The 17,931-nt window shown below is 63.3% G+C and carries 20 protein-coding genes; 8 read left to right on the top strand and 12 right to left on the bottom strand.

Translation table 11 applies throughout. The annotated features are described in order from the left end of the window. Nucleotides 1-173: 173 nt before the first annotated feature. The 5 genes from HMPREF3048_RS11900 to HMPREF3048_RS10795 all read right to left on the bottom strand — a co-directional run bounded on the left by HMPREF3048_RS11900 (nt 174) and on the right by HMPREF3048_RS10795 (nt 3,471). Nucleotides 174-275, bottom strand: a complete 102-nt coding sequence (locus HMPREF3048_RS11900) for a 30S ribosomal protein bS22 (protein ID WP_003855542.1) — start codon at nt 273-275, stop codon at nt 174-176. Nucleotides 276-486: 211 nt separating this feature from the next. Then, a complete protein-coding gene (locus HMPREF3048_RS10810) occupies nt 487-678 on the bottom strand; it encodes a helix-turn-helix domain-containing protein (protein ID WP_070421497.1) in 192 nt (63 codons plus the stop codon). 181 nt (nt 679-859) lie between these two features. Then, nucleotides 860-1,672, bottom strand: a complete 813-nt coding sequence (proC, locus tag HMPREF3048_RS10805) for a pyrroline-5-carboxylate reductase (protein WP_070421580.1) — start codon at nt 1,670-1,672, stop codon at nt 860-862. Between the two features lie 11 nt (nt 1,673-1,683). Then, complete coding sequence (locus HMPREF3048_RS10800; protein ID WP_070772236.1) at nt 1,684-2,517, bottom strand: hypothetical protein; 834 nt, start codon at nt 2,515-2,517, stop codon at nt 1,684-1,686. Beyond that, a complete protein-coding gene (locus HMPREF3048_RS10795) occupies nt 2,518-3,471 on the bottom strand; it encodes a Ppx/GppA family phosphatase (protein ID WP_070421581.1) in 954 nt (317 codons plus the stop codon). Between the two features lie 33 nt (nt 3,472-3,504). Here HMPREF3048_RS10795 and HMPREF3048_RS10790 point away from each other — a divergent pair, with 33 nt between their 5' ends. Beyond that, nucleotides 3,505-4,404, top strand: a complete 900-nt coding sequence (locus HMPREF3048_RS10790; protein WP_070482911.1) for a DUF3109 family protein — start codon at nt 3,505-3,507, stop codon at nt 4,402-4,404. On the opposite strand, the gene HMPREF3048_RS10785 is transcribed toward HMPREF3048_RS10790, so the two are convergent. Genes HMPREF3048_RS10785 through HMPREF3048_RS10775 form a run of 3 tightly spaced genes read right to left on the bottom strand, consistent with a single transcriptional unit; the run spans nt 4,386 to nt 7,013 of the window. Beyond that, complete coding sequence (locus tag HMPREF3048_RS10785) at nt 4,386-5,075, bottom strand: response regulator transcription factor (RefSeq protein WP_070421500.1); 690 nt, start codon at nt 5,073-5,075, stop codon at nt 4,386-4,388. The two genes, HMPREF3048_RS10790 and HMPREF3048_RS10785, sit on opposite strands and share 19 nt — an antisense overlap. Further along, on the bottom strand, nt 5,072-6,256 hold the full coding sequence (locus tag HMPREF3048_RS10780; protein WP_070482915.1) for a sensor histidine kinase: 1,185 nt from the start codon (nt 6,254-6,256) through the stop codon (nt 5,072-5,074). Before HMPREF3048_RS10780 ends, HMPREF3048_RS10785 begins: the two co-directional genes overlap by 4 nt. A gap of 10 nt (nt 6,257-6,266) precedes the next feature. Further along, nucleotides 6,267-7,013 (bottom strand): phosphoglyceromutase, encoded by a 747-nt coding sequence (locus tag HMPREF3048_RS10775; protein WP_070421582.1) that lies wholly within the window; start codon nt 7,011-7,013, stop codon nt 6,267-6,269. A gap of 40 nt (nt 7,014-7,053) precedes the next feature. Here HMPREF3048_RS10775 and HMPREF3048_RS10770 point away from each other — a divergent pair, with 40 nt between their 5' ends. Continuing rightward, nucleotides 7,054-8,154 (top strand): chymotrypsin family serine protease, encoded by a 1,101-nt coding sequence (locus HMPREF3048_RS10770; RefSeq protein WP_070772233.1) that lies wholly within the window; start codon nt 7,054-7,056, stop codon nt 8,152-8,154. Here HMPREF3048_RS10770 and mshA read toward each other — a convergent pair. Both mshA and HMPREF3048_RS10760 read right to left on the bottom strand, forming a co-directional pair. Then, the gene (mshA, locus tag HMPREF3048_RS10765; protein ID WP_070772231.1) at nt 8,151-9,413 is read right to left on the bottom strand and encodes a D-inositol-3-phosphate glycosyltransferase; all 1,263 of its coding nucleotides are present in this window, start codon (nt 9,411-9,413) and stop codon (nt 8,151-8,153) included. The genes HMPREF3048_RS10770 and mshA overlap by 4 nt on opposite strands. 33 nt (nt 9,414-9,446) lie before the next feature. Then, a complete protein-coding gene (locus HMPREF3048_RS10760; protein WP_246815475.1) occupies nt 9,447-9,740 on the bottom strand; it encodes a type II toxin-antitoxin system prevent-host-death family antitoxin in 294 nt (97 codons plus the stop codon). Nucleotides 9,741-9,809: 69 nt separating this feature from the next. Between HMPREF3048_RS10760 and HMPREF3048_RS10755 the strand changes: the two genes are divergently transcribed. After that, on the top strand, nt 9,810-10,079 hold the full coding sequence (locus HMPREF3048_RS10755) for a type II toxin-antitoxin system RelE family toxin (protein WP_070421505.1): 270 nt from the start codon (nt 9,810-9,812) through the stop codon (nt 10,077-10,079). Here HMPREF3048_RS10755 and HMPREF3048_RS10750 read toward each other — a convergent pair. Beyond that, nucleotides 10,076-11,071 (bottom strand): MinD/ParA family ATP-binding protein, encoded by a 996-nt coding sequence (locus HMPREF3048_RS10750; RefSeq protein ID WP_246818900.1) that lies wholly within the window; start codon nt 11,069-11,071, stop codon nt 10,076-10,078. The genes HMPREF3048_RS10755 and HMPREF3048_RS10750 overlap by 4 nt on opposite strands. A 48-nt stretch (nt 11,072-11,119) precedes the next feature. Between HMPREF3048_RS10750 and HMPREF3048_RS10745 the strand changes: the two genes are divergently transcribed. Both HMPREF3048_RS10745 and HMPREF3048_RS10740 read left to right on the top strand, forming a co-directional pair. Continuing rightward, a complete protein-coding gene (locus tag HMPREF3048_RS10745; protein ID WP_371326171.1) occupies nt 11,120-12,913 on the top strand; it encodes a long-chain-fatty-acid--CoA ligase in 1,794 nt (597 codons plus the stop codon). Between the two features lie 24 nt (nt 12,914-12,937). Then, nucleotides 12,938-14,659 carry a long-chain-fatty-acid--CoA ligase gene (locus tag HMPREF3048_RS10740; RefSeq protein WP_070772225.1) on the top strand — a complete coding sequence of 574 codons (1,722 nt, stop codon included), beginning with the start codon at nt 12,938-12,940 and terminating at the stop codon, nt 14,657-14,659. 155 nt (nt 14,660-14,814) lie between these two features. Here HMPREF3048_RS10740 and HMPREF3048_RS10735 read toward each other — a convergent pair whose 3' ends face one another. Beyond that, nucleotides 14,815-15,816 carry a UDP-N-acetylmuramate dehydrogenase gene (locus tag HMPREF3048_RS10735; protein WP_141750478.1) on the bottom strand — a complete coding sequence of 334 codons (1,002 nt, stop codon included), beginning with the start codon at nt 15,814-15,816 and terminating at the stop codon, nt 14,815-14,817. 24 nt (nt 15,817-15,840) lie between these two features. On the opposite strand from HMPREF3048_RS10735, the gene HMPREF3048_RS10730 reads away from it, so the two are divergent. From HMPREF3048_RS10730 to HMPREF3048_RS10720, 3 genes are read left to right on the top strand one after another with little or no spacing between them, the layout of a single operon-like run. Beyond that, entirely contained in the window at nt 15,841-16,332 is a 492-nt protein-coding gene (locus HMPREF3048_RS10730) for a DUF2505 domain-containing protein (protein WP_070421584.1), read from the top strand. A 59-nt stretch (nt 16,333-16,391) separates the two neighbouring features. Further along, a complete protein-coding gene (locus HMPREF3048_RS10725) occupies nt 16,392-17,144 on the top strand; it encodes a class I SAM-dependent methyltransferase (RefSeq protein ID WP_371326028.1) in 753 nt (250 codons plus the stop codon). A 10-nt stretch (nt 17,145-17,154) separates the two neighbouring features. Beyond that, on the top strand, nt 17,155-17,913 hold the full coding sequence (locus HMPREF3048_RS10720) for an LmeA family phospholipid-binding protein (RefSeq protein WP_070772223.1): 759 nt from the start codon (nt 17,155-17,157) through the stop codon (nt 17,911-17,913). Nucleotides 17,914-17,931: the final 18 nt, after the last annotated feature.

Raw genomic sequence — 17,931 nt, 5'->3', positions numbered from 1 at the left:
ATCACAAGCCCAGCTAGACGATCAGCCCACAGACCAGGAGAACACCACCCCACCATCCGCCCCAACCCCAATCCGACGCCATATATAGGGACACACCCACACCCCACCATCCGCTCCACGGAAGGCAAACAAAAAGCCCGCCTCCACAAAAACGGAGGCGGGCGGCGCTTGGCTTACTTGCCGAGCTTACGACGCTGCACACGAGTGCGGCGGAGCATCTTGCGGTGCTTCTTCTTCGACATACGCTTGCGGCGCTTCTTAATAACTGAACCCATAAGGCTTCCTCTTTTCTAACGTTGCTTCGTACGTACGTGGTCGGCACGACCGCTTGCGGGGAACAGTGGGAGGTGCACACTCCCACAGGTTGTGGCCAACCTGAACACGCCAAGCATACAGGCGTGCAGACCAGCAGCCAAAAACCGAAAACGCCCGTTCCCCCACTGAAATCAGGTGGGAACGGGCGTTTCGTAGGGGTCTGGAGTGGTTTTACCCCACGTCGTAGACGGAGGACTCCAGGTATTCGTTCACCGCGTTTTCGTTGACACGGAACGAACGGCCTACGCGGACGGCAGGCAGTTCGCCGGAGTGAACGAGGCGGTAGACGGTCATCTTGGAGACGCGCATAATCTCCGCGACTTCGGCGACCGTCAGGAACTTTCCTTTATCTTCATTAACCACTTAATTCTTACCTCTCGGCACGCAAACGCGCTGCAGGCTTCCCCTCCCGCAGGACGAACACGCACGTGCTCCAACCACCCTAACGTGAAACATGGGTTGAGTGCGACTTAAGGGAGAGAATTTTTTCAGAGTGCAGGTAGTGAACACACAGCATCAGTTGTGACGGGTGTGACTACCGGGGTTATTCCTCGCCAAGTTCCTTCGACCGGCGCGCACAGGCCTCCATCGCGCGGTAGAACGCACCACGCAGACCGGACTCCTCCAACTCGCGGATCGCACGCGCGGTTGTGCCTGCCGGGGACGAAACGTTGGCACGCAACTGCACGGGCCCATCCTCGCCTTCCAGCATCGCGCCTGCACCGGCCGCGGTGGCCTTAGCCAGACGCTCCGCAAGGTCGCGCGGCAGGCCGAGGGACACGCCCGCGTCCACCATCGCTTCGGTGACAAGGAAGAAGTACGCAGGGCCGGAGCCGGACACTGCGGTCACTGCGTCGATCTGCGGTTCGGTGACGGTGACAACCTCGCCGGCGGCGGCGAGCAGTTCATCGACGGTCTGCCGCTGCTCGTCGTCAACGAAACGCCCGTAGGTCACCGCAAGCACGCCCTTACCGACGAGCATGGGCGTATTCGGCATAACGCGCGCGATCGGGGCGCCTGCGAGCGCCACTGCCTCTTCCATCGCTGCCAGCGTGATACCTGCTGCCATGGAGACCAGGACCGGGGTGTTGTCGGCGTCGCCAAAGCCTTCGCCAATTTCGGCGATGACGTCGAGGATGCCCGCGGGTTTCACGCACAGGAACACGACGTCGGCGTGCTGTACGGCTTCGTGGTTGTCGTTGGTGGTGCGCACGCCGTAGCGCTCACGCAATACTTCGCTGCGTTGCGACGACCTATTCGTCGCCGTGATCTTCTCCGGGTCGTAACCGGACTGGATCAGACCCGACAGGAGCGCTTCGCCGATATTTCCGGCGCCAATAATTGCGATGTTTGCCATGGTTGCCATGTTTAGATCAACGCGGGCCCAAATGCCATAACTGCTGCAGCGATACCTGCAAGCGCCATGTTCAGGCCATCACGTCCGGTGCGCATCGCACGCACACCGAAAACCACGCCGACCACTGCGACGATGCCAAGCAGCACCGCAACAACTGGGATGACGTGCGCCCACAGCCACTTGAATGCCAGGAACCCAAGCACACCAAGCAGCACGCCCAGGCCAACGAGCAGCACCATCAGAATCGGGTTGATGGAGGCGTCCTCGACTTCGATGTCGCGGACGTCCTCGTCAGGCAGGTCGTCCTCGACCAGGTCGAGCTCCGCATCCTGCTTATCGACGACTACCTCATCTACCGGCTTCTCCCCCGACTGAGGAGCCGCCGCAGCTGCCGCAGGCGCCGCCGGTGCCGTGGCCTGTGCTGCAGGCTTCTCCGCAGGCTTAGCAGCAGGTTTCTCTGCCGGCTTTCCTGCCGGCTTGGCAGCGCCTTCGCGCACGACCGGAATGACGTGGGTGTCGTCCTCGGCAGGCGGAGCCTGAGTCGGCTTCGCCTTGGCCACTGCCTCTTCAGGCTTCTCCTGCTTGGCAGGCTTCTCCGCAGGCTTCTCCCCTGGCTTCTCCTGCTTGACGGTCTTTGCCGGTTCGGCGGGGGCGTCGATAGGCACGCTCGAGTGCTTCGCCTCGACAGGCTTGACGTTGACCTTCTTAAAGGAGTCGGTGAGCTCGGCGACCGAAACGCCACCGTCTTCGAGGCTGCGGCGGCGCCGGGGGCGTCGTGTGGCCGAAGGATTTTCCTTCTCGGCGCGCGCGAGGAGCTCGGCTACCGTGAGCTGCTTGTCGGCCATTTACTCGTCGTCTCCTTTATCGGCATTCAAACCGCCCTGGTCGATGCGTTTCAGAATCACGCCTTCACGCAAGGCCCACGGGCAGATCTCCAACTTATCAATATTTAGTGCGCGCATTGCAGCCTCGGCAACGAGGGCACCGGCGACGATCTGGTGGGATCGGTCCGCATTGATGCCTTCGAGCTCCGCACGGTCCGCTGCTGTCATGCGTGAAATGAACGCGATGAGCTGGCGCAAACCGGGTGCGGTGAGGGTGCGCTGCACGAACGGACCTGCCGACGATGGTGCTGCACCGGTAAGGCGGGCAAGGGAGCGGAACGTCTTCGACGTACCCACCGCCAGGCCTACCTCGCCGAGTGCTTTAAATTCTTCGGCGGGGCCGGCGAGTTCCGCGTCGATGTAGTCGCGCAGCATGTTGATCTTCTTACGCTCTGGCGGGTCGGTGTCGAACCACTCGTGGGTCAGACGGCCAGCGCCGAGGTCCAGCGACACTGCCAGGTCCGGCATTTCTTCGGTGCCTGAGGAAATCTCGAGCGAGCCACCGCCGATGTCCAGGTTGGTGATGCGGCCGGCGGACCAGCCGTGCCAGCGGCGGGCAGCGAGGAAGGTCAGGCGTGCTTCCTCTTCGCCGGAGAGGATCTCTAGGTCCACGCCGGTTTTCTTCTTCACCTGCTTCAGCACGTCCTCGGAGTTCGTCGCGGAGCGCACTGCCGAGGTGGCGAAGGCAAGGACCTCTTTGCACTTGAGATTGTTGGAGAGGTCGGCTGCTTCCTGGCAGGCGTCGACAAGTTTGTCGATGCCTTTTTGTTCGATGTTGCCTTTCTTATCCAGCAACTCGACAAGCCGCAGCGGCTGCTTCCAGTCACTCATCGGGGTGGGGCGTCCGCCACCGTATGCATCGACCGCCACAAGATGGACGGTGTTGCTTCCGACGTCTAATACACCTAATCGCACCACCTCAGCGTAACGGGTCTACGGTGTGCAAGTGTGAATCAACCAGCCCCGAATCCTGTTTTTCTTGGCTTTCCGGCAGATTCCCCGGCAGGTCGCTCCATTGCGGCAGGCAGGGAAACGGCCCAGGAATTCCCGCGCGAATGGTTTGAGTTTGTCCACCCGGAGGACCCTGACCACACGTTTTCGCTAGATCTGACCTGGCTCGAGTCCACCTGGTCGTGCCGATTTGGCACGTCACAGTGCCTGGGTATCGACGAATCCAACCAGGCGGTCGGCTGCTGCATCCACGGCGCATACATTGCCGACGAAGAAGACCGCGACACCGTATATAACTCCGTTGCGTTGATGCCGGCGAAGTACTGGCAGTTGCGTCCGGCCGACACGGATGAGTTCTTCAAGGCCGACGACCCCACGTGGCTCGAGCCGTGGCTGGAGTGGGACGACAGCGATGAAGAGGACGACGGTCCGCACATCAAGACAAAGGTGGTCGACGGCGCTTGCATCTTTGCTAACCGCCCCGGCCACCCGACCGGTGCGGGCTGTGCGCTGCACCAGTGGGCGATGGCGGAAGGCCACAACATCGTTGGCACTAAGCCGGAAGTGTGCTGGCAGGTGCCGTTTTCCCGCGAGGATGAATGGCAAGAGCGTAGCGACGGCCACGAGATCCTGCGCACCACCATCGGTGAGTACGACCGCCGCCAATGGGGCGACGGCGGCGAGGACTTCGACTGGTGGTGCACCGCCTCACCGCAGTGCCACACCCCGAACAACGGCAGCCTCAAGCCGATTTGGCAGTCCATGAAGGACGAGTTGATTGCGCTGATTGGTGAGGTCCCGTATGCGATCGTCGCAAAGCATTGCGAGGCTCGCGCGAACCTGCCGCAGGAGGCGAAAGCCACCCACCCCGCGACGGATCAGGCCTCGAACTTGTAACCCAGGCCGCGCACGGTAACCAGCTGAGTGGGGCGCTTCGGCTCCGCCTCGATCTTGGAACGCAACCGCTTGACGTGCACGTCCAGGGTCTTGGTGTCGCCCACGTAGTCGGCGCCCCAGATGCGGTCGATCAACTGGCCGCGGGTGAGCACGCGGCCGGCGTTGCGCATGAGGTACTCAAGCAGGTCGAACTCCTTGAGCGGCATGGGCACCGGCTGGCCGTCCACGAGCACCGTGTGGCGGTCGATGTCCATGACCACCCGGCCGCCCTTCAGCAGCTGGTCGTCGGCCTCCTCCACACTTTCCGCCTCCGGACCGCGGCGCAGCACCGCGCGGATGCGGGCGACGAGTTCGCGGGTGGAGTACGGCTTGGTCACGTAATCGTCCGCCCCCAGCTCCAGGCCGACAACCTTATCGATCTCACTGTCACGCGCCGTGACCATAATGATCGGCACCGACGACTCCGCACGCAGCTTTCGGCACACCTCCGTGCCGCTCATCCCTGGCAGCATGAGATCCAGCAGAACCAGATCGATGTCTTCAGAGTCGAAGAGCTGCAGCGCCGTCGGACCGTCCGGCGCGATCTTGGTCTCAAACCCTTCCTTGCCCAGCAAAAACGCGAGCGGGTCCGATAAGTTCTCTTCGTCCTCGACGATAAGGATGGTCGTCACTGCTGCTCAAGTTCCTTTCTGCCAGCAGAGGCGTGAACAGATTCCGGGTCAAAGATCGGCAACTCAATGGTGAACGTTGAGCCGGTGCCGGGCCTGGACCACACGGTTATGTTACCGCCATGGTTGGCAACCACGTGCTTGACAATCGCCAGTCCCAGGCCAGTGCCACCTGTCGAGCGAGAACGGGCCTTATCCACCCGGTAGAACCGCTCAAACACGCGTTTTTGGTCCTCGGGCGCAATGCCGATCCCGCGGTCCGTGACACGGATCAGCACCGCTTTGTCGCGCACCGTTTTCTGCGTGATGCTCACCGGCTGCCCATCCGGCGAGTAGTTGATCGCGTTGGAGATCAGGTTGGCCACAGCCACTGTGAGCATCGACTTGTCGCCGAGCACGTACAGCCCAGTGGGGGCGCCACGGTTGATCTCAATCTTGCGGTTTTCGGCGGTGACGTGGTTGCGGATGACGGCTTCGTCGATGATGTCGTCGACACGCACTGGCGCCATGTCGGGCAGCGCTTCCGCGCCTTGCAACTTCGACAGCGCAATCAGATCCGTGATCATCTCCCCCATGCGGTGCGCTTCCTTGTGCAGTTTCCCGCCGAAGTATTCGACCATCTCCGGGTCAGTCGGATCCTGCAGAAGCGCCTCCGCCAGCAGCGACATGCCACCGACGGGGGTTTTGAGCTCGTGCGAGACATTTGCGACGAAATCACGCCGCGCGTGCTCCATCCGCACATTCTCAGACTCGTCGGAGCCGTAAATGATCACCGACGAGTTATCCGTCAGCGTCAACGGAGCAACTACCGCGCGCACGTTACGGATACGGTTACCGGTGGTGCGCTGTGGCATCTCCATGTCGATGACACGTTGCTCCGCATCGTCCATCACCTGCTCCGCAACATCGAATACGCGGGGGTTGACGGTGCCGTCGTGCACAAGCGACATATCGTGGGCACGCGCGTTGGACAGTTGCACCTTGCCATTTCTTCCAACGACGACGATGCCGGTGGGCGATCCCTGTGTCACCAGGTGCAACATATCGCTGACAGTGCTCACGCCAGTGTCTTCATCGTGGTCGTCCGCACTGTTTCGGGCATACCAACGCAATGCCCGCCGCCCGAGATGGGCAGCGGGGACGGCGACGAGCGCGCCGAGAATAAACGCAAGAACTGGCGACACAGCCTAAGCGCTACTTCTTGCCCTGGTTAGCCACAGCGGCAGCGCCTGCAGCGGCAGCCTCCGGGTCGAGGTAGGTACCGCCCGGGTTGAGCACCTTGCCGCGCTCGCCGATTTCGTACAGCAGCGGCATGCCGGTCGGGATGTTCAGCGCCGCAATGTCCTCGTCGGAAATGCCGTCGAGGTACTTCACCAGCGCACGCAGGGAGTTACCGTGCGCTGCGACCATGACAGTCTTGCCCTGCAGCAGCTGCGGCAAGATTGCCTCCTCGTAGTACGGCAGGAAGCGACGCACAACGTCCTGCAGGCACTCGGTGCGCGGCACCTCCGGCAGGAACGCGTAGCGCGGGTCGTTGGTCTGCGCGTACTCGTTATCGATGTCGATCGCCGGTGGCGGAGTGTCGTAGGAACGACGCCACTCCATGAACTGCTCATCGCCGTACTTGTCGCGGATCTCCGCCTTGTTCAGGCCCTGCAGCTTGCCGTAGTGACGCTCGTTGAGGCGCCAGTTGCGCACAACCGGGATCCAGTGGCGGTCCGCTGCGTTCAGCGCAATGTTGGCGGTGCGGATCGCGCGACGCAGCAGCGAAGTGAACACGATGTCCGGCAGGACACCCTTTTCAACCATGAGCTTGCCGGCGTTGACGGCTTCGCGCTCGCCCTGCTCTGTCAGGTCGACGTCCACCCAGCCGGTGAACTGGTTCGACTTGTTCCACTCACTTTGACCGTGACGTACAAGAATCAACTTTCCGTTACCCATGACTTTAAGCATGCCACGAAAGAGGTTTAGTGTCGTGGGCATGCTCAAGGTTTTTCGCTACGCCGCCGCGGTTGCTGTCGCCGCGGCACTGACCACTGCCCCATCTGCTGCCGCAGCGCCTGCGCTTGCCGCCCCCGGCGCGCCTGTGGCCACGCTGTTTCAGGGCTCTGATTCCTTTGCCAACACCTCGCGCTGCAGCCAGGGCCCTTCCGGTGTGGTGCGCACCCCTGACGGGCAGACGAAGCGGATCATGATCACCGCCGCGCACTGCTTCGACGTGGACGATAAAACGGTGCGCCCGGAGGTGTACGCGCCGGTACGAAGTGGTGGCGGGGTGCGCTACCCGCACGTGGGCACCATTGATACGCAGCGCAAGAAGTTCGAGCTGGGCAACGGCGAATTGATGGACTTCTACCGCATTATCGACGAGCCCGACTGGGCCATGGTCCGCCTCGACCCAGGCGTTTCTGCCTCCGGCTGGTCCACCTCCCGCGACCAGTGGGGTTCTGCACCTTCCCGGAACGTGGCGATCACCGGGGTGAAGGACTACCGCAGCCTGGGCAACGAGCTGATCAGCTTTGACAACTTTGGCCAGCCCATCTGCAAAGACGGCATGCGCACCGGCCGCTCATGCGGCACCCAGGTGTTTCGTACCCAGAACTTCATCTGGCACGTCGGGTTGAACTACGCCTCGGGCGATTCCGGCGGCATCAACTACGACCCGCGCACGGGCGAGGCCATCGGGTTGACCGTCATCGGATACGGCCCCTTCGGCAACTCCCAGCAGGTCGATCGTGCGCTCGAGTCCGCCTACGGCATCCCCGACGGTCAGGTAAATCAGGCGTTTACTCCTGCTGAGCCGGCGCCGCGCGCGGAGTTTGCAACGCTTCGCGACGAAATCGCCCAGCACAACCCAGCCGCCGCCAACAAGCCCGCGCCGGCACCGTCGAAGTTCCACAAACTCACCGGCGCAGTCAACGGTGCCCAGGCTGATGCTGCTCGCCTCGCCGGGGAGGCGCAACGTCTTCCCCAAGCAGCAGACCCGGTTGCCGCAGCGCAGGAGCTTGCCGGACGTGCGGGTGCCGCAGCCAACCAGCGTGCAGGTGAGATCAGCGCCGCCGTGAACGCGATCATCCGCTAGTTGCCGCCGGGGATCCGGGGAGCCTCACAGGGGTCGTAACCGTCGAGCGCTTGCTTATAGACGCCCGCGAGCTGGTCTGCCGACGCCGCCCAGCTAAACCGGGCCGCGTGGCGGACGGCGGATTCGCCCATGTGGATGCGCGTGGAGTCGTCGATAAGCAACCGCTCCAGCGCATCCGCCCACTCGTTGGTGTCGTGGCTGCCCACCAGCAGGCCGGTCTCCCCGTCACACACCGCGATCGGGAGCCCGCCGACCTTCGCCGCCACCACCGGGGTGCCGGTGGCCTGCGCTTCCACGGCGACCAGGCCGAAGCTTTCGTTGTAACTCGGCACCGCGACGACGTCCGCCGCCTGGTAGATGCTGACGAGTTCTTCAGGCGGACGCGGGCCAAGGAAACGCACGGTGGCACCCAGCGCCTCCTCGTCCGCGATCGCACGGTAGTGCTCCACCGAGGAGCCGGACCCGCTCGCCCCACCACAGATGATCACGTGCAACGGACCTTCGACGCGAGCGCGGCGCACGACCTCCCCCATCGCACGCAACAACACCTGCGGGCCCTTGAAATCCTGCAGCCTGCCGACGAACGCAACCACCTTCGCGTGCAACGGAATGCCCAGGTGGCGGCGCGCAAGTTCCGTGTTGCGGTTCGTGCCCGGGGTAAACAACTCCGTATCTGCACCAGGGCTGACCACGGAGATCTTCGACGGGTCCACGTCGTAGAAGCGGGCAAGCTCGCTGGTTTCATCCTCGGTGTTGACCACGAGCGTTTCGGCGTTGTCCACGAGTTGCTGCTCGCAAATACGGCGCGCCTCCGACTCCGATCCACCCACCCCGTAGGCGTTTTTCACCGCCGCCCACGTATGCCCGGTGTGCACCAGCGGCACCCCAGCAAGGTCGGCGAGCAACCACCCCACCTGGCCGGAGAGCCAGTAGTGCGAATGGATCAGGTCATAGGTCAACCCGTTTGCCCGGCAGAACTGCACCACCCCGCCGGCGAACGCAGCGAGTTGGGTCGGCAGGTCTTCTTTCTCCAGCCCCTCATACGGCCCGGCGACGATATTGATCACCCGGTAGCCTGGCTCGACCTCGACGATCTCGCCCTGGCTGGGCCGCGTCGCACGGGTGAACACATCCACCTGCGTGCCCTGGCGGGCCAGTTGGGTCGCAATGTTGTGAACGTAGACGTTCATGCCACCGGCATCACCGATTCCCGGCTGCTCGAGCGGAGAGGTGTGCATTGAAATCATGGCGACGCGCATGCGGGCCAGATTAGCGCGGCGCAAAACCCTGCGTCACTGCGCGTTGGTATGGCTTTGCAAATCTTCCTCAGCGAGCTGTTTGAGAACCACCTCGAGCGGTGTCCTCGTTCCGTCGTCCTCCTCACGGGCACGGCGTAGCAGTTCGCGGTCAGCGACCTGCTCTAGCTCTTCCAACAGCACCAAGTCTTCAACCGGCACGATAGCTGCAGCAGACTTCCCGTTCCGGGTAATCAACACCCGCTCACCTGCATAATTCGCTCGGTCAACCGTCTCACCTAAGCGATTCCGCAATTCAACAAGCGCAATTGCGTCTTCCGGCGCTTTCACAGTGCACCACCCCTTCATCCATACTGTGTACAGTTGGTACACACTGTACACATTTTCTAGGGGGTGTCAATGAAATACCAAGTCGAGCTCACCAACCAAGCCAGTCGTGACCTCAGAAAAATTCGACGAAGCGACCGAAACACCTTCGAGCGAATTACCGAAGCCTTACAAGCGCTCTCCGCTAATCCATTCCCCGCCGGTTGTGTCCGATTAACCGGCTACGACGATTTCCGAATCCGGGTTGGCGGGTTCCGGATCATCTACTCAGTTCAGCAAAAAGTCGTTCTAGTGGAAGTACTGCGCATCGCGCCGCGTGGCGAGGTCTACAAAGGCCTTTAGTGCGCCGCGTGCCGGTGCCACGCACCGAAGTCCGCCGCCACCGTAGCCGCCAGGTGCTGATAGGACTTCAGGGTTGCCGGGGCCATGCGCTCCAAATCGACGACCGCACCTTCCGCCAGGTGCCTGTCGTACGGGATCGTGTGTACCGCCCGCGTACGCGAGGCGAAGTGTTCGGTGACCTTGCCCATGTCGATGGTCGGCTTGCCCGGTGCGGATGAGGAAATGACCACGACAGCGTTGGCGGCCAACTGGTCGTAGCCGTGGAGGTTGAGCCAGTCGAGGGTCGCGGATGCGGACTGCGCGCCGTCGAGAGCAGGTGAGGTGACCAGCACAAGCGCGTTGGCCAGGTCGAGCACGCCCGCCATCGCGGAGTGCATCAGGCCGGTGCCACAGTCGGTGAGAATGACGTTGTAGTGGTGCTGCAGGATGTCGATGGCGTGGCGGTAGTCGGCTTCCGAAAACGCCTCGGAGACCGCCGGGTCTCGCTCGGAGCCGATCACCTCGAGCCGCGATGCTGCCTGGTTAGTAAAGGCACGGACCTGCGGGTAGCGGTGCGTTTCCGGCGCGTGGAGCAGGTCACGGATGGTGGCCGGTGGCGCGGTTGCTGCGCGTTGGGCAAGTGTGCCCAGGTCCGGGTTGGCGTCGATGGCGATGACGCGATCCCCACGGGTCTGTGCGAACACGCCTCCAAGGCCAACGGTGGTTGTGGTCTTACCGACGCCACCTTTCAGGCTCATCACCGCAATGCGGTAGTCGCCGCGCAGGGGCGCACGGATGGCGTCGATAAGCTGCTGCTCCTCGAGCTCTTTGCGCGAACCGCCCGGGTTGATGCGACCACGAGTGGCGGTGTGGATCATTTTGCGCCAGCCCTGTTTCGGCGGCGATTTCACCGGATCCACCAGGTTGGTTTGATCGAGCACCTCAGGTGGTGTGAGTTCAAGCTCCGGCATGGCAACAGCGTCGCGAAGCGTGGCGTCATGGAACGTGGTCATGAAAAATCCCCCCGTATTTCCCCAAATATGTGATGCGGGCAAGTGTAGATGATCAATTTCTTGCGCGCACCCATTCACAACCTACGCAAGAGTAAGTTATACTCCGCAACACGTTTAGTTACACATGACCATAACCGAGAGGATGCAATGGGCGCCGCAGACACACAGGCCTGGATTGAGCAATACGCCGAATGGACGAACCCGCGTCCCGAAATCGGCACAGATACGCTCGTGAGCTGGTTCAACCGGGCCGTGGCCACCCAACCGCGCAGCGCCGCAACATGGTTTATGGGCAAGGAGCTCACCTACGCCGAGCTCAACGATCACGTCGGCAGCGCGGCAGCCGGCTTGGCCAAACTCGGCGTCCAGCCTGGGGACCGCGTGGCGGTTGCGCTCCCCAACTGCCCGCAGCACGTCATCGCAGTCACGGCGATCCTGCGGCTGGGCGCGGTCGTCGTCGAACACAACCCGCTCTACACTGCAGACGAGCTCGAGCCACAGTTCAACGACCACGGAGCGAAGATTGCGATTGTCTTCGACCGTGAAGCGGACACCTTCCTCTCCCTGCGCGGACGCACCCCGCTGGAAACCGTTGTGGCCGTCAACATGATCGACGCCATGCCCGCGCACTTGAAGGCATTGCTCGCACTGCCAATACCGCCGGTAAAGAAGAAGCGCGCCGAGCTCAGCGCCCCCGCCCCAGGGACCATGAACTTCACCGACCTCCTGCGGACACGTTCTCGCACGGTGCACCTGCCACCGATCGAACCGGAAACCACCGCCTTTATCCTCTACACCTCAGGCACCTCCGGGAAACCTAAGGGTGCGCCACTGTCGCACCGCAATATCGTCTCGGTCCTCAAGGCGGGCATCGAGTGGCTGGAGGACTGGGGTGCGGTGCGCGAAAAGGTGCTCGCCGTGCTGCCGATGTTCCACATCTACGGCCTTGCGTTGAACTACGGCCTGCCACTGACGGTCGGCGGGCAGATCGTGCTCGTGCCCGCACCGCAGCCACAGTTGTACCAGTCGGCGATCCTGAAAACGCGGCCAACGATGCTGCCGGGCGTGCCCACGCTGTACGCCAAAATCATCGAATGGGCGAAGAAAGACAACGTCGACCTTTCCTCGATTCACACGTCGATCTCCGGCGCATCCACCCTGCCTGCAGAGACGATCGAACTGTGGGAAAACACCACGGGCGGGCGCCTCATCGAGGGCTACGGCCTGACGGAAACCTCGCCGATCCTCGCCGGCAACCCCCTCGACGGCACACGTCGTCCGGGCTACATCGGTCTCCCCTTCCCCAATACGGAGATCCGCATCGCTGACCCGGACGACCCCTCTCGCACCATGTCCGACGGCGAGCCAGGCGAGCTGCTCGCCCGTGGCCCGCAGGTCTTCGCTGGTTACCTGACCAACCCGGAGGCAAACGAGAACGCGTTCCACGATGGTTGGTTCCGCACCGGCGACATGGCCGTCATGGAGCCGGACGGCTGGATCAAGTTGGTGGCGCGCATCAAGGAGATGATCATCACCGGCGGCTTCAACGTGTACCCGGACGAGGTGGAGGGCGTACTTCGCCGCCATCCGGATATCGACGACATCGCGGTCGTCGGCCGCCCCCGCGAGGATGGCGCCGAGGATGTCGTCGCGTGCATCACGCTTGTCGACGGCGCCGCGCTCGACCCCGAAGGCCTCAAGGCCTACGCCCGCAAGCACCTGACGCGCTACAAGGTGCCGCGCGAGTTCTACCACTTCGAGGAGCTGAACCGGGACCAGACAGGCAAGATTCGTCGCCGTGAGGTTCGCGACACTCTCGTCAGTCTTCTTACCCAACCGTAGGTAGATGGGCGTAGGGTGGTCACCATGACTTCACCCTCCCCAACCAATGGAGACGCCCCCTGGCTGCAGTACTACCCCGAGTGGACCGCCCACTCGCTGGAGTACGGCAACCGCACGCTGAACGATCTTTACGACGACAACCTGGCCGCCAACGGCAACAACACCGCCACCAGGTTCTTCGGCCGCACCCAAACCTTTAGCGAGCTCGATCGCGAGGTGCGCCGCGCCGCCGCAGGTCTGAAAGCCTTCGGCGTTCGCCCGGGTGACCGCGTGGCCATCATGCTGCCGAACTGCCCCCAGCACGTCGCCGCCTTCTTTGCTGTGCAGAAGATCGGCGGTGTTGTCGTCGAGCACAACCCGCTCTACACCGCCCACGAGCTGCGCCCACAATTCAAGAACCACGGCGCCCGTGTGGCAATCGTGTGGGACAAGGCCGCCGACACGCTTGAGCAGCTGCGCGCCGACACTCCGCTGGAAACCGTGGTCAGCGTGAACATGATCAAGGCCATGCCACGCGCCCAGCAGCTCGCGCTGCGCCTGCCGCTGCCAAAGGTGATGGAAGCCCGCGCAGCGCTCACCGGCCCGTGCAGCAACACGGTGCCATGGGAGTCGTTGACCAGCTCCGCCATCGGTGGGCTGGGCACTGACCTGGAACCCCCAGCGGAGATCACTCCGGAAAGCCCCGCGGTGATCCTGTACACCTCCGGCACGACCGGCGCGCCGAAGGGCGCGGCACTGTCACACGCGAACCTGGTTGCCAACCCGCTGCAAGGCCAGGCGTGGGTAAAGGAACTCCAAGAGGGCAACCAGCGCATGCTGGCGGCCCTGCCGTTCTTCCACGCCTACGGCCTGACGTTCTCGTTGACGTTGACCATGCTGATCGGCTCAGAACTTGTGCTCCTGCCAGCCCCGCAGATGCCTCTTGTGATGAAGGCCATCAAGAAAACCCCGCCAACATTCATTCCGGGTGTGCCCACCCTGTTCGAGCGCATCCTGAAGACGGCGAAGAAGAAAAACATCGACCTGTCCCCGGTCCAGATTGGCTTCTCGGGAGCGTCGTCGCTGCCGAAGGAGATCATCGAGGAGTGGGAGCGCGCCACCGGCGGTCGCCTGGTCGAAGGCTACGGCCTGACCGAGACGTCGCCGATCATCGTGGGCAACCCGCAGACCGCGGACCGTCGCCCCGGCTACATTGGCATCCCCTTCCCCGACACCGAGATCCGCATCGTCGACCCGGACAACCCGGACAAGGACATGCCCTACGGCGAGGACGGCGAAATCCTGGCGAAGGGCCCGCAGGTGTTCTCCGGCTACTTCAACAACCCTGAGGCCACCGAGAAGGTCTTCCACAACGGTTGGTTCCGCACCGGCGACATGGGTGTGATGGAGGAGGACGGCTTTATCAAGCTCGTCTCCCGCATCAAGGAGCTCATCATCACCGGCGGGTTCAACGTCTACCCTGCGGAGGTTGAGGAGGTCATCCGCACCCACAAGGACGTCGAGGATGTCGCCGTGGTCGGCCGTCCGCGCTCCGACGGTTCGGAGGATGTTGTCGCCTGCGTTGTGCTTCGCGACGGCGCCGCCCTCGACCCCGACGGCCTGAAGGACTTCGCCCGCGAGAACCTCACCCGTTACAAGGTGCCGCGCACCTTCTACCACTTCGAGGAGCTGGCTAAGGACCAGATGGGCAAGCTACGCCGCCGCGAAGTCCGCGAGGACCTGCTGTCCAAGCTCGAGCAGCGCTAAAGGCTCGGTCCGGACACCCGCGCTGCTTTGTTGGTCTCGCGGCGGCCATCCGCCGCTCCTCTCACAGATGGTGAGAACCAAATGGTGAGCTCGGCAAAATTTTGGCGTTCTCCCCGTTTGATTCTCACCATTTGCTCGTGCGACGGGGGTTCGCGCTAAAGGCCCACCCAGACCGGCTCGGGGTGCAGCTCAACGCCAAACTGCTTGTCGACGACCCCCTGCACCCTCCGCGCCAACGCCACGATGTCGTCCGCCGTGGCGTTACCCCTGTTCGTCAGCGCAAGGGTGTGCTTGGTGGACAGGCGTGCTGGCGCGTCCTCCCCGGGGAATCCGCGGGGGCAGCCGGCGCGCTCGATCAGCCACGCCGCAGACAACTTCTCTTGGCCCTCACCAGCGGCAAAGCGTGGCATGTGGTCTTCGCCGACCTTGGCCTCGATCTCATCCGCCAGTGCGGTGGGCACGACCGGGTTGGTGAAAAACGAGCCCGCGGACCACGTGTCGTGGTCGTCCGCGTCGAGCACCATGCCCTTCGCCCGGCGCGTCTCCAGCACGGATGCGCGGGCCTCCGCCAGCGACACCCGCTCCCCGCCCAGGTGGCGCAGCGGGATCGATTGATCGGTCTTCTCCAGCGCCATCTCGATCTCCAGCACCACGGCACGCGAGGTGAACTTCAGGTTGGAGTAGCGGTACGCCAGGTCGAGGGAGTCGGCGGACACCCACTCGTCGGCACCCGTCTCGCGGTTGTAGAGGCGCACGCGGGTCAGCACGTCCGAGATCTCGGAGCCGTACGCACCCACGTTTTGCACCGGGGTGGCACCAGCGGAGCCCGGGATGCCCGACAATGCTTCGATGCCACCCAGGCCATGGTCCACAGCAAAGGCAACCACGTCGTCCCAGACGGTGCCGGCTTGGATGCGCAGCGTGGTGTCGTCGATAAGCGAGATGCCCTCGTTGCGCACCAACACAGCAGAAAGATCGAGCGCACCTTCCGCAACAAGCAGGTTGGAACCGCCGCCGACAACAAGCAGCGGCGAACCGGCGCGATCAAGGCGCGCGACGGTCTCGGCGAGTGCTTCAGCGCTGGTGCACTCGATGATCTCGGCCGGCGAACCGCCGACGCGCAACGTGGTCAGAGAGGCAAATGATGGGGTTGACACGCCAACAACGGTAGTCTGTGATCCATGACTGCACGTAGTGAGATCACTGTGACCATCAACCAGCCGATCGAAAAGGTCGCGCAAGCCTACGCCACGCGCGAATACTGGGAGTTCATCGCAGAGAAACTCTCCCCGGAACCGGGCGAGCTCAACGAGTTCGCGGACAACACCGCAACCCTCTTTGAGATTCTGCCGACCTCTATCCTCCCGCCGGCAGCACAGGCGATGGTGTCCCAGGACCTGAAGCTCAAGCGCGTCGTCACCGTAGGCGCGCTCGACGGCGACACCGCCAAGCACACCATGACCGGCGACGTCAAGGGCACCCCGGTGGACCTCGGCGCCGAATACACAGCAACCCGCGACGGCGACAACACCAAGCTTGACTACGAGCTCGAAGCCAAGGTCAACATCCCGTTTATGGGCGCTGCCCTCGAGCCGAAGGTCGCCGAGGCACTCGAGGAGATCGTGGAAAACGAAGCGAAGCTCACCGAGCAGTGGATTAGCGAGAACCTCTAATCCCCCACTATCACAATCTCCGCGCCGATAACCCGGGTGCGGCGGGCAAACCCTACGGGGTGATCACCCGCGGCACGACCGGGTTTAATCGTCTGCGCAGATCTGATCGCTGGACCCGCTTTCACCCGCGGGTCCAGTCCCTGTTGCGCGCCGTACCCGACCCGCTGGCCGTGGATGTGGGCTACGGCGCCTCGCATGCCACCACCGTCGAATGGGCCGGGTGGCTGCGCCAGATCCGCCCCGACATCGAGGTCGTGGGCCTGGAGATCGACCCGGAGCGCGTCCTGCCGCCCCGCGACGGCGTGCGTTTCGAGCTCGGTGGCTTCGAACTTGCTGGCTACCGCCCCCACCTCGTGCGCGCCTTCAACGTGCTGCGCCAATACGACGTCGACCAAGTCCCCGACGTGTGGGACACCGTCTGCTCACGCCTTGCGCCGGGCGGCCTGTTCGTCGAAGGCACCTGCGATGAAATCGGACGCCGTTGCGCATGGTTGCTTCTCGACGACACCGGCCCCGTCTCCTTAACCCTCTCCTGGGATCCCTTCCACACCGCAACCCCCTCAGAGGTGGCGGAGCGCCTCCCCAAAGCGCTGATCCACCGCAATGTGCCCGGCGAGGCCATCCACGCATTTCTTACCGACGCCGATACCGCCTGGGAACACGCCGCCGGATGGGAACCCCACGGCCCGCGCGTGCGCTGGCGCCACGCCCTCGACGACCTGGCCGCAAAATGGCCGATCACGCCCCAGCGGCGCCGCTTTTCCGACAATTCCGTGACCGTCGAGTGGAACGCCATCGCCCCAAGTTCCTAAACTGGCCCGCATGACCAAAGCCTGGAAAGTCACCCTCTCCATCATCGTCGGAGTACTCCTCCTGTTCGCCGTTGCGGAAGGAGGCATCCGCGCGTTCGTGTCCCACCAGGTCACGTCCGAAGCCCCGGAAGGCACCTCGGTGTCCTTCGGCCCAAAGCCAGTCACACTCGGCCTGCTGGGTGGAAAGTTCCCCCACATGAAAATCGACCAGGACTCCACCCTGGTTGTGGACGGCAACACCTTCACCGGCGCGCCCGCCGCCGTCGTGGAGATGGACAACGTCCACATCGCAGGTGGCGACCCGGTCGCCGAAACCCTCCACCTGACCTCCGATCTGCCCACCGACTACGTCCGCGCCATACTCAACCAGCAGTTGGAGCAGCAGATGGGCGAGGACGCCGGATTCCTGGCCAACTTCATCAACGTCAGCGACGTCACCGCGAACCCCGAGGCCGGTACCTTCACCGTCGAGTTCAGCGGCGGTGTCGCAGGCATCGATCTGCACCCCTCCATGCGTGACGGCCAACTCGCACTCGAGGCCGAGAACACCTCCTTGTTCGGCTTCGACTTGCCCGACGGTGTCGCCGACGCCATCAGCGGCGCCCTGTCCAACGGCATGGCCCAGGAAGCCAACAGCACCATGCGTATCGACGACTTCCGCGTCATCGACGGCGGCCTCCAAGTCTCCATGGTGGGCACCGACGTGAACTTCAACGAACTGCAGATGATGCAAGAAAACCCCGCCGGGTTCACGACCCAGCAGGGTTAAGCGGTGCCGCTGCGGCGG

Origin of the sequence: Corynebacterium sp. HMSC075D04, from assembly GCF_001815635.1 — a bacterium.
Taxonomy (GTDB): Bacteria; Actinomycetota; Actinomycetes; order Mycobacteriales; family Mycobacteriaceae; genus Corynebacterium; species Corynebacterium coyleae.
Note: the sequence above shows the minus strand (reverse complement) of the source record. Positions and strands in the feature narration are given on the sequence as shown.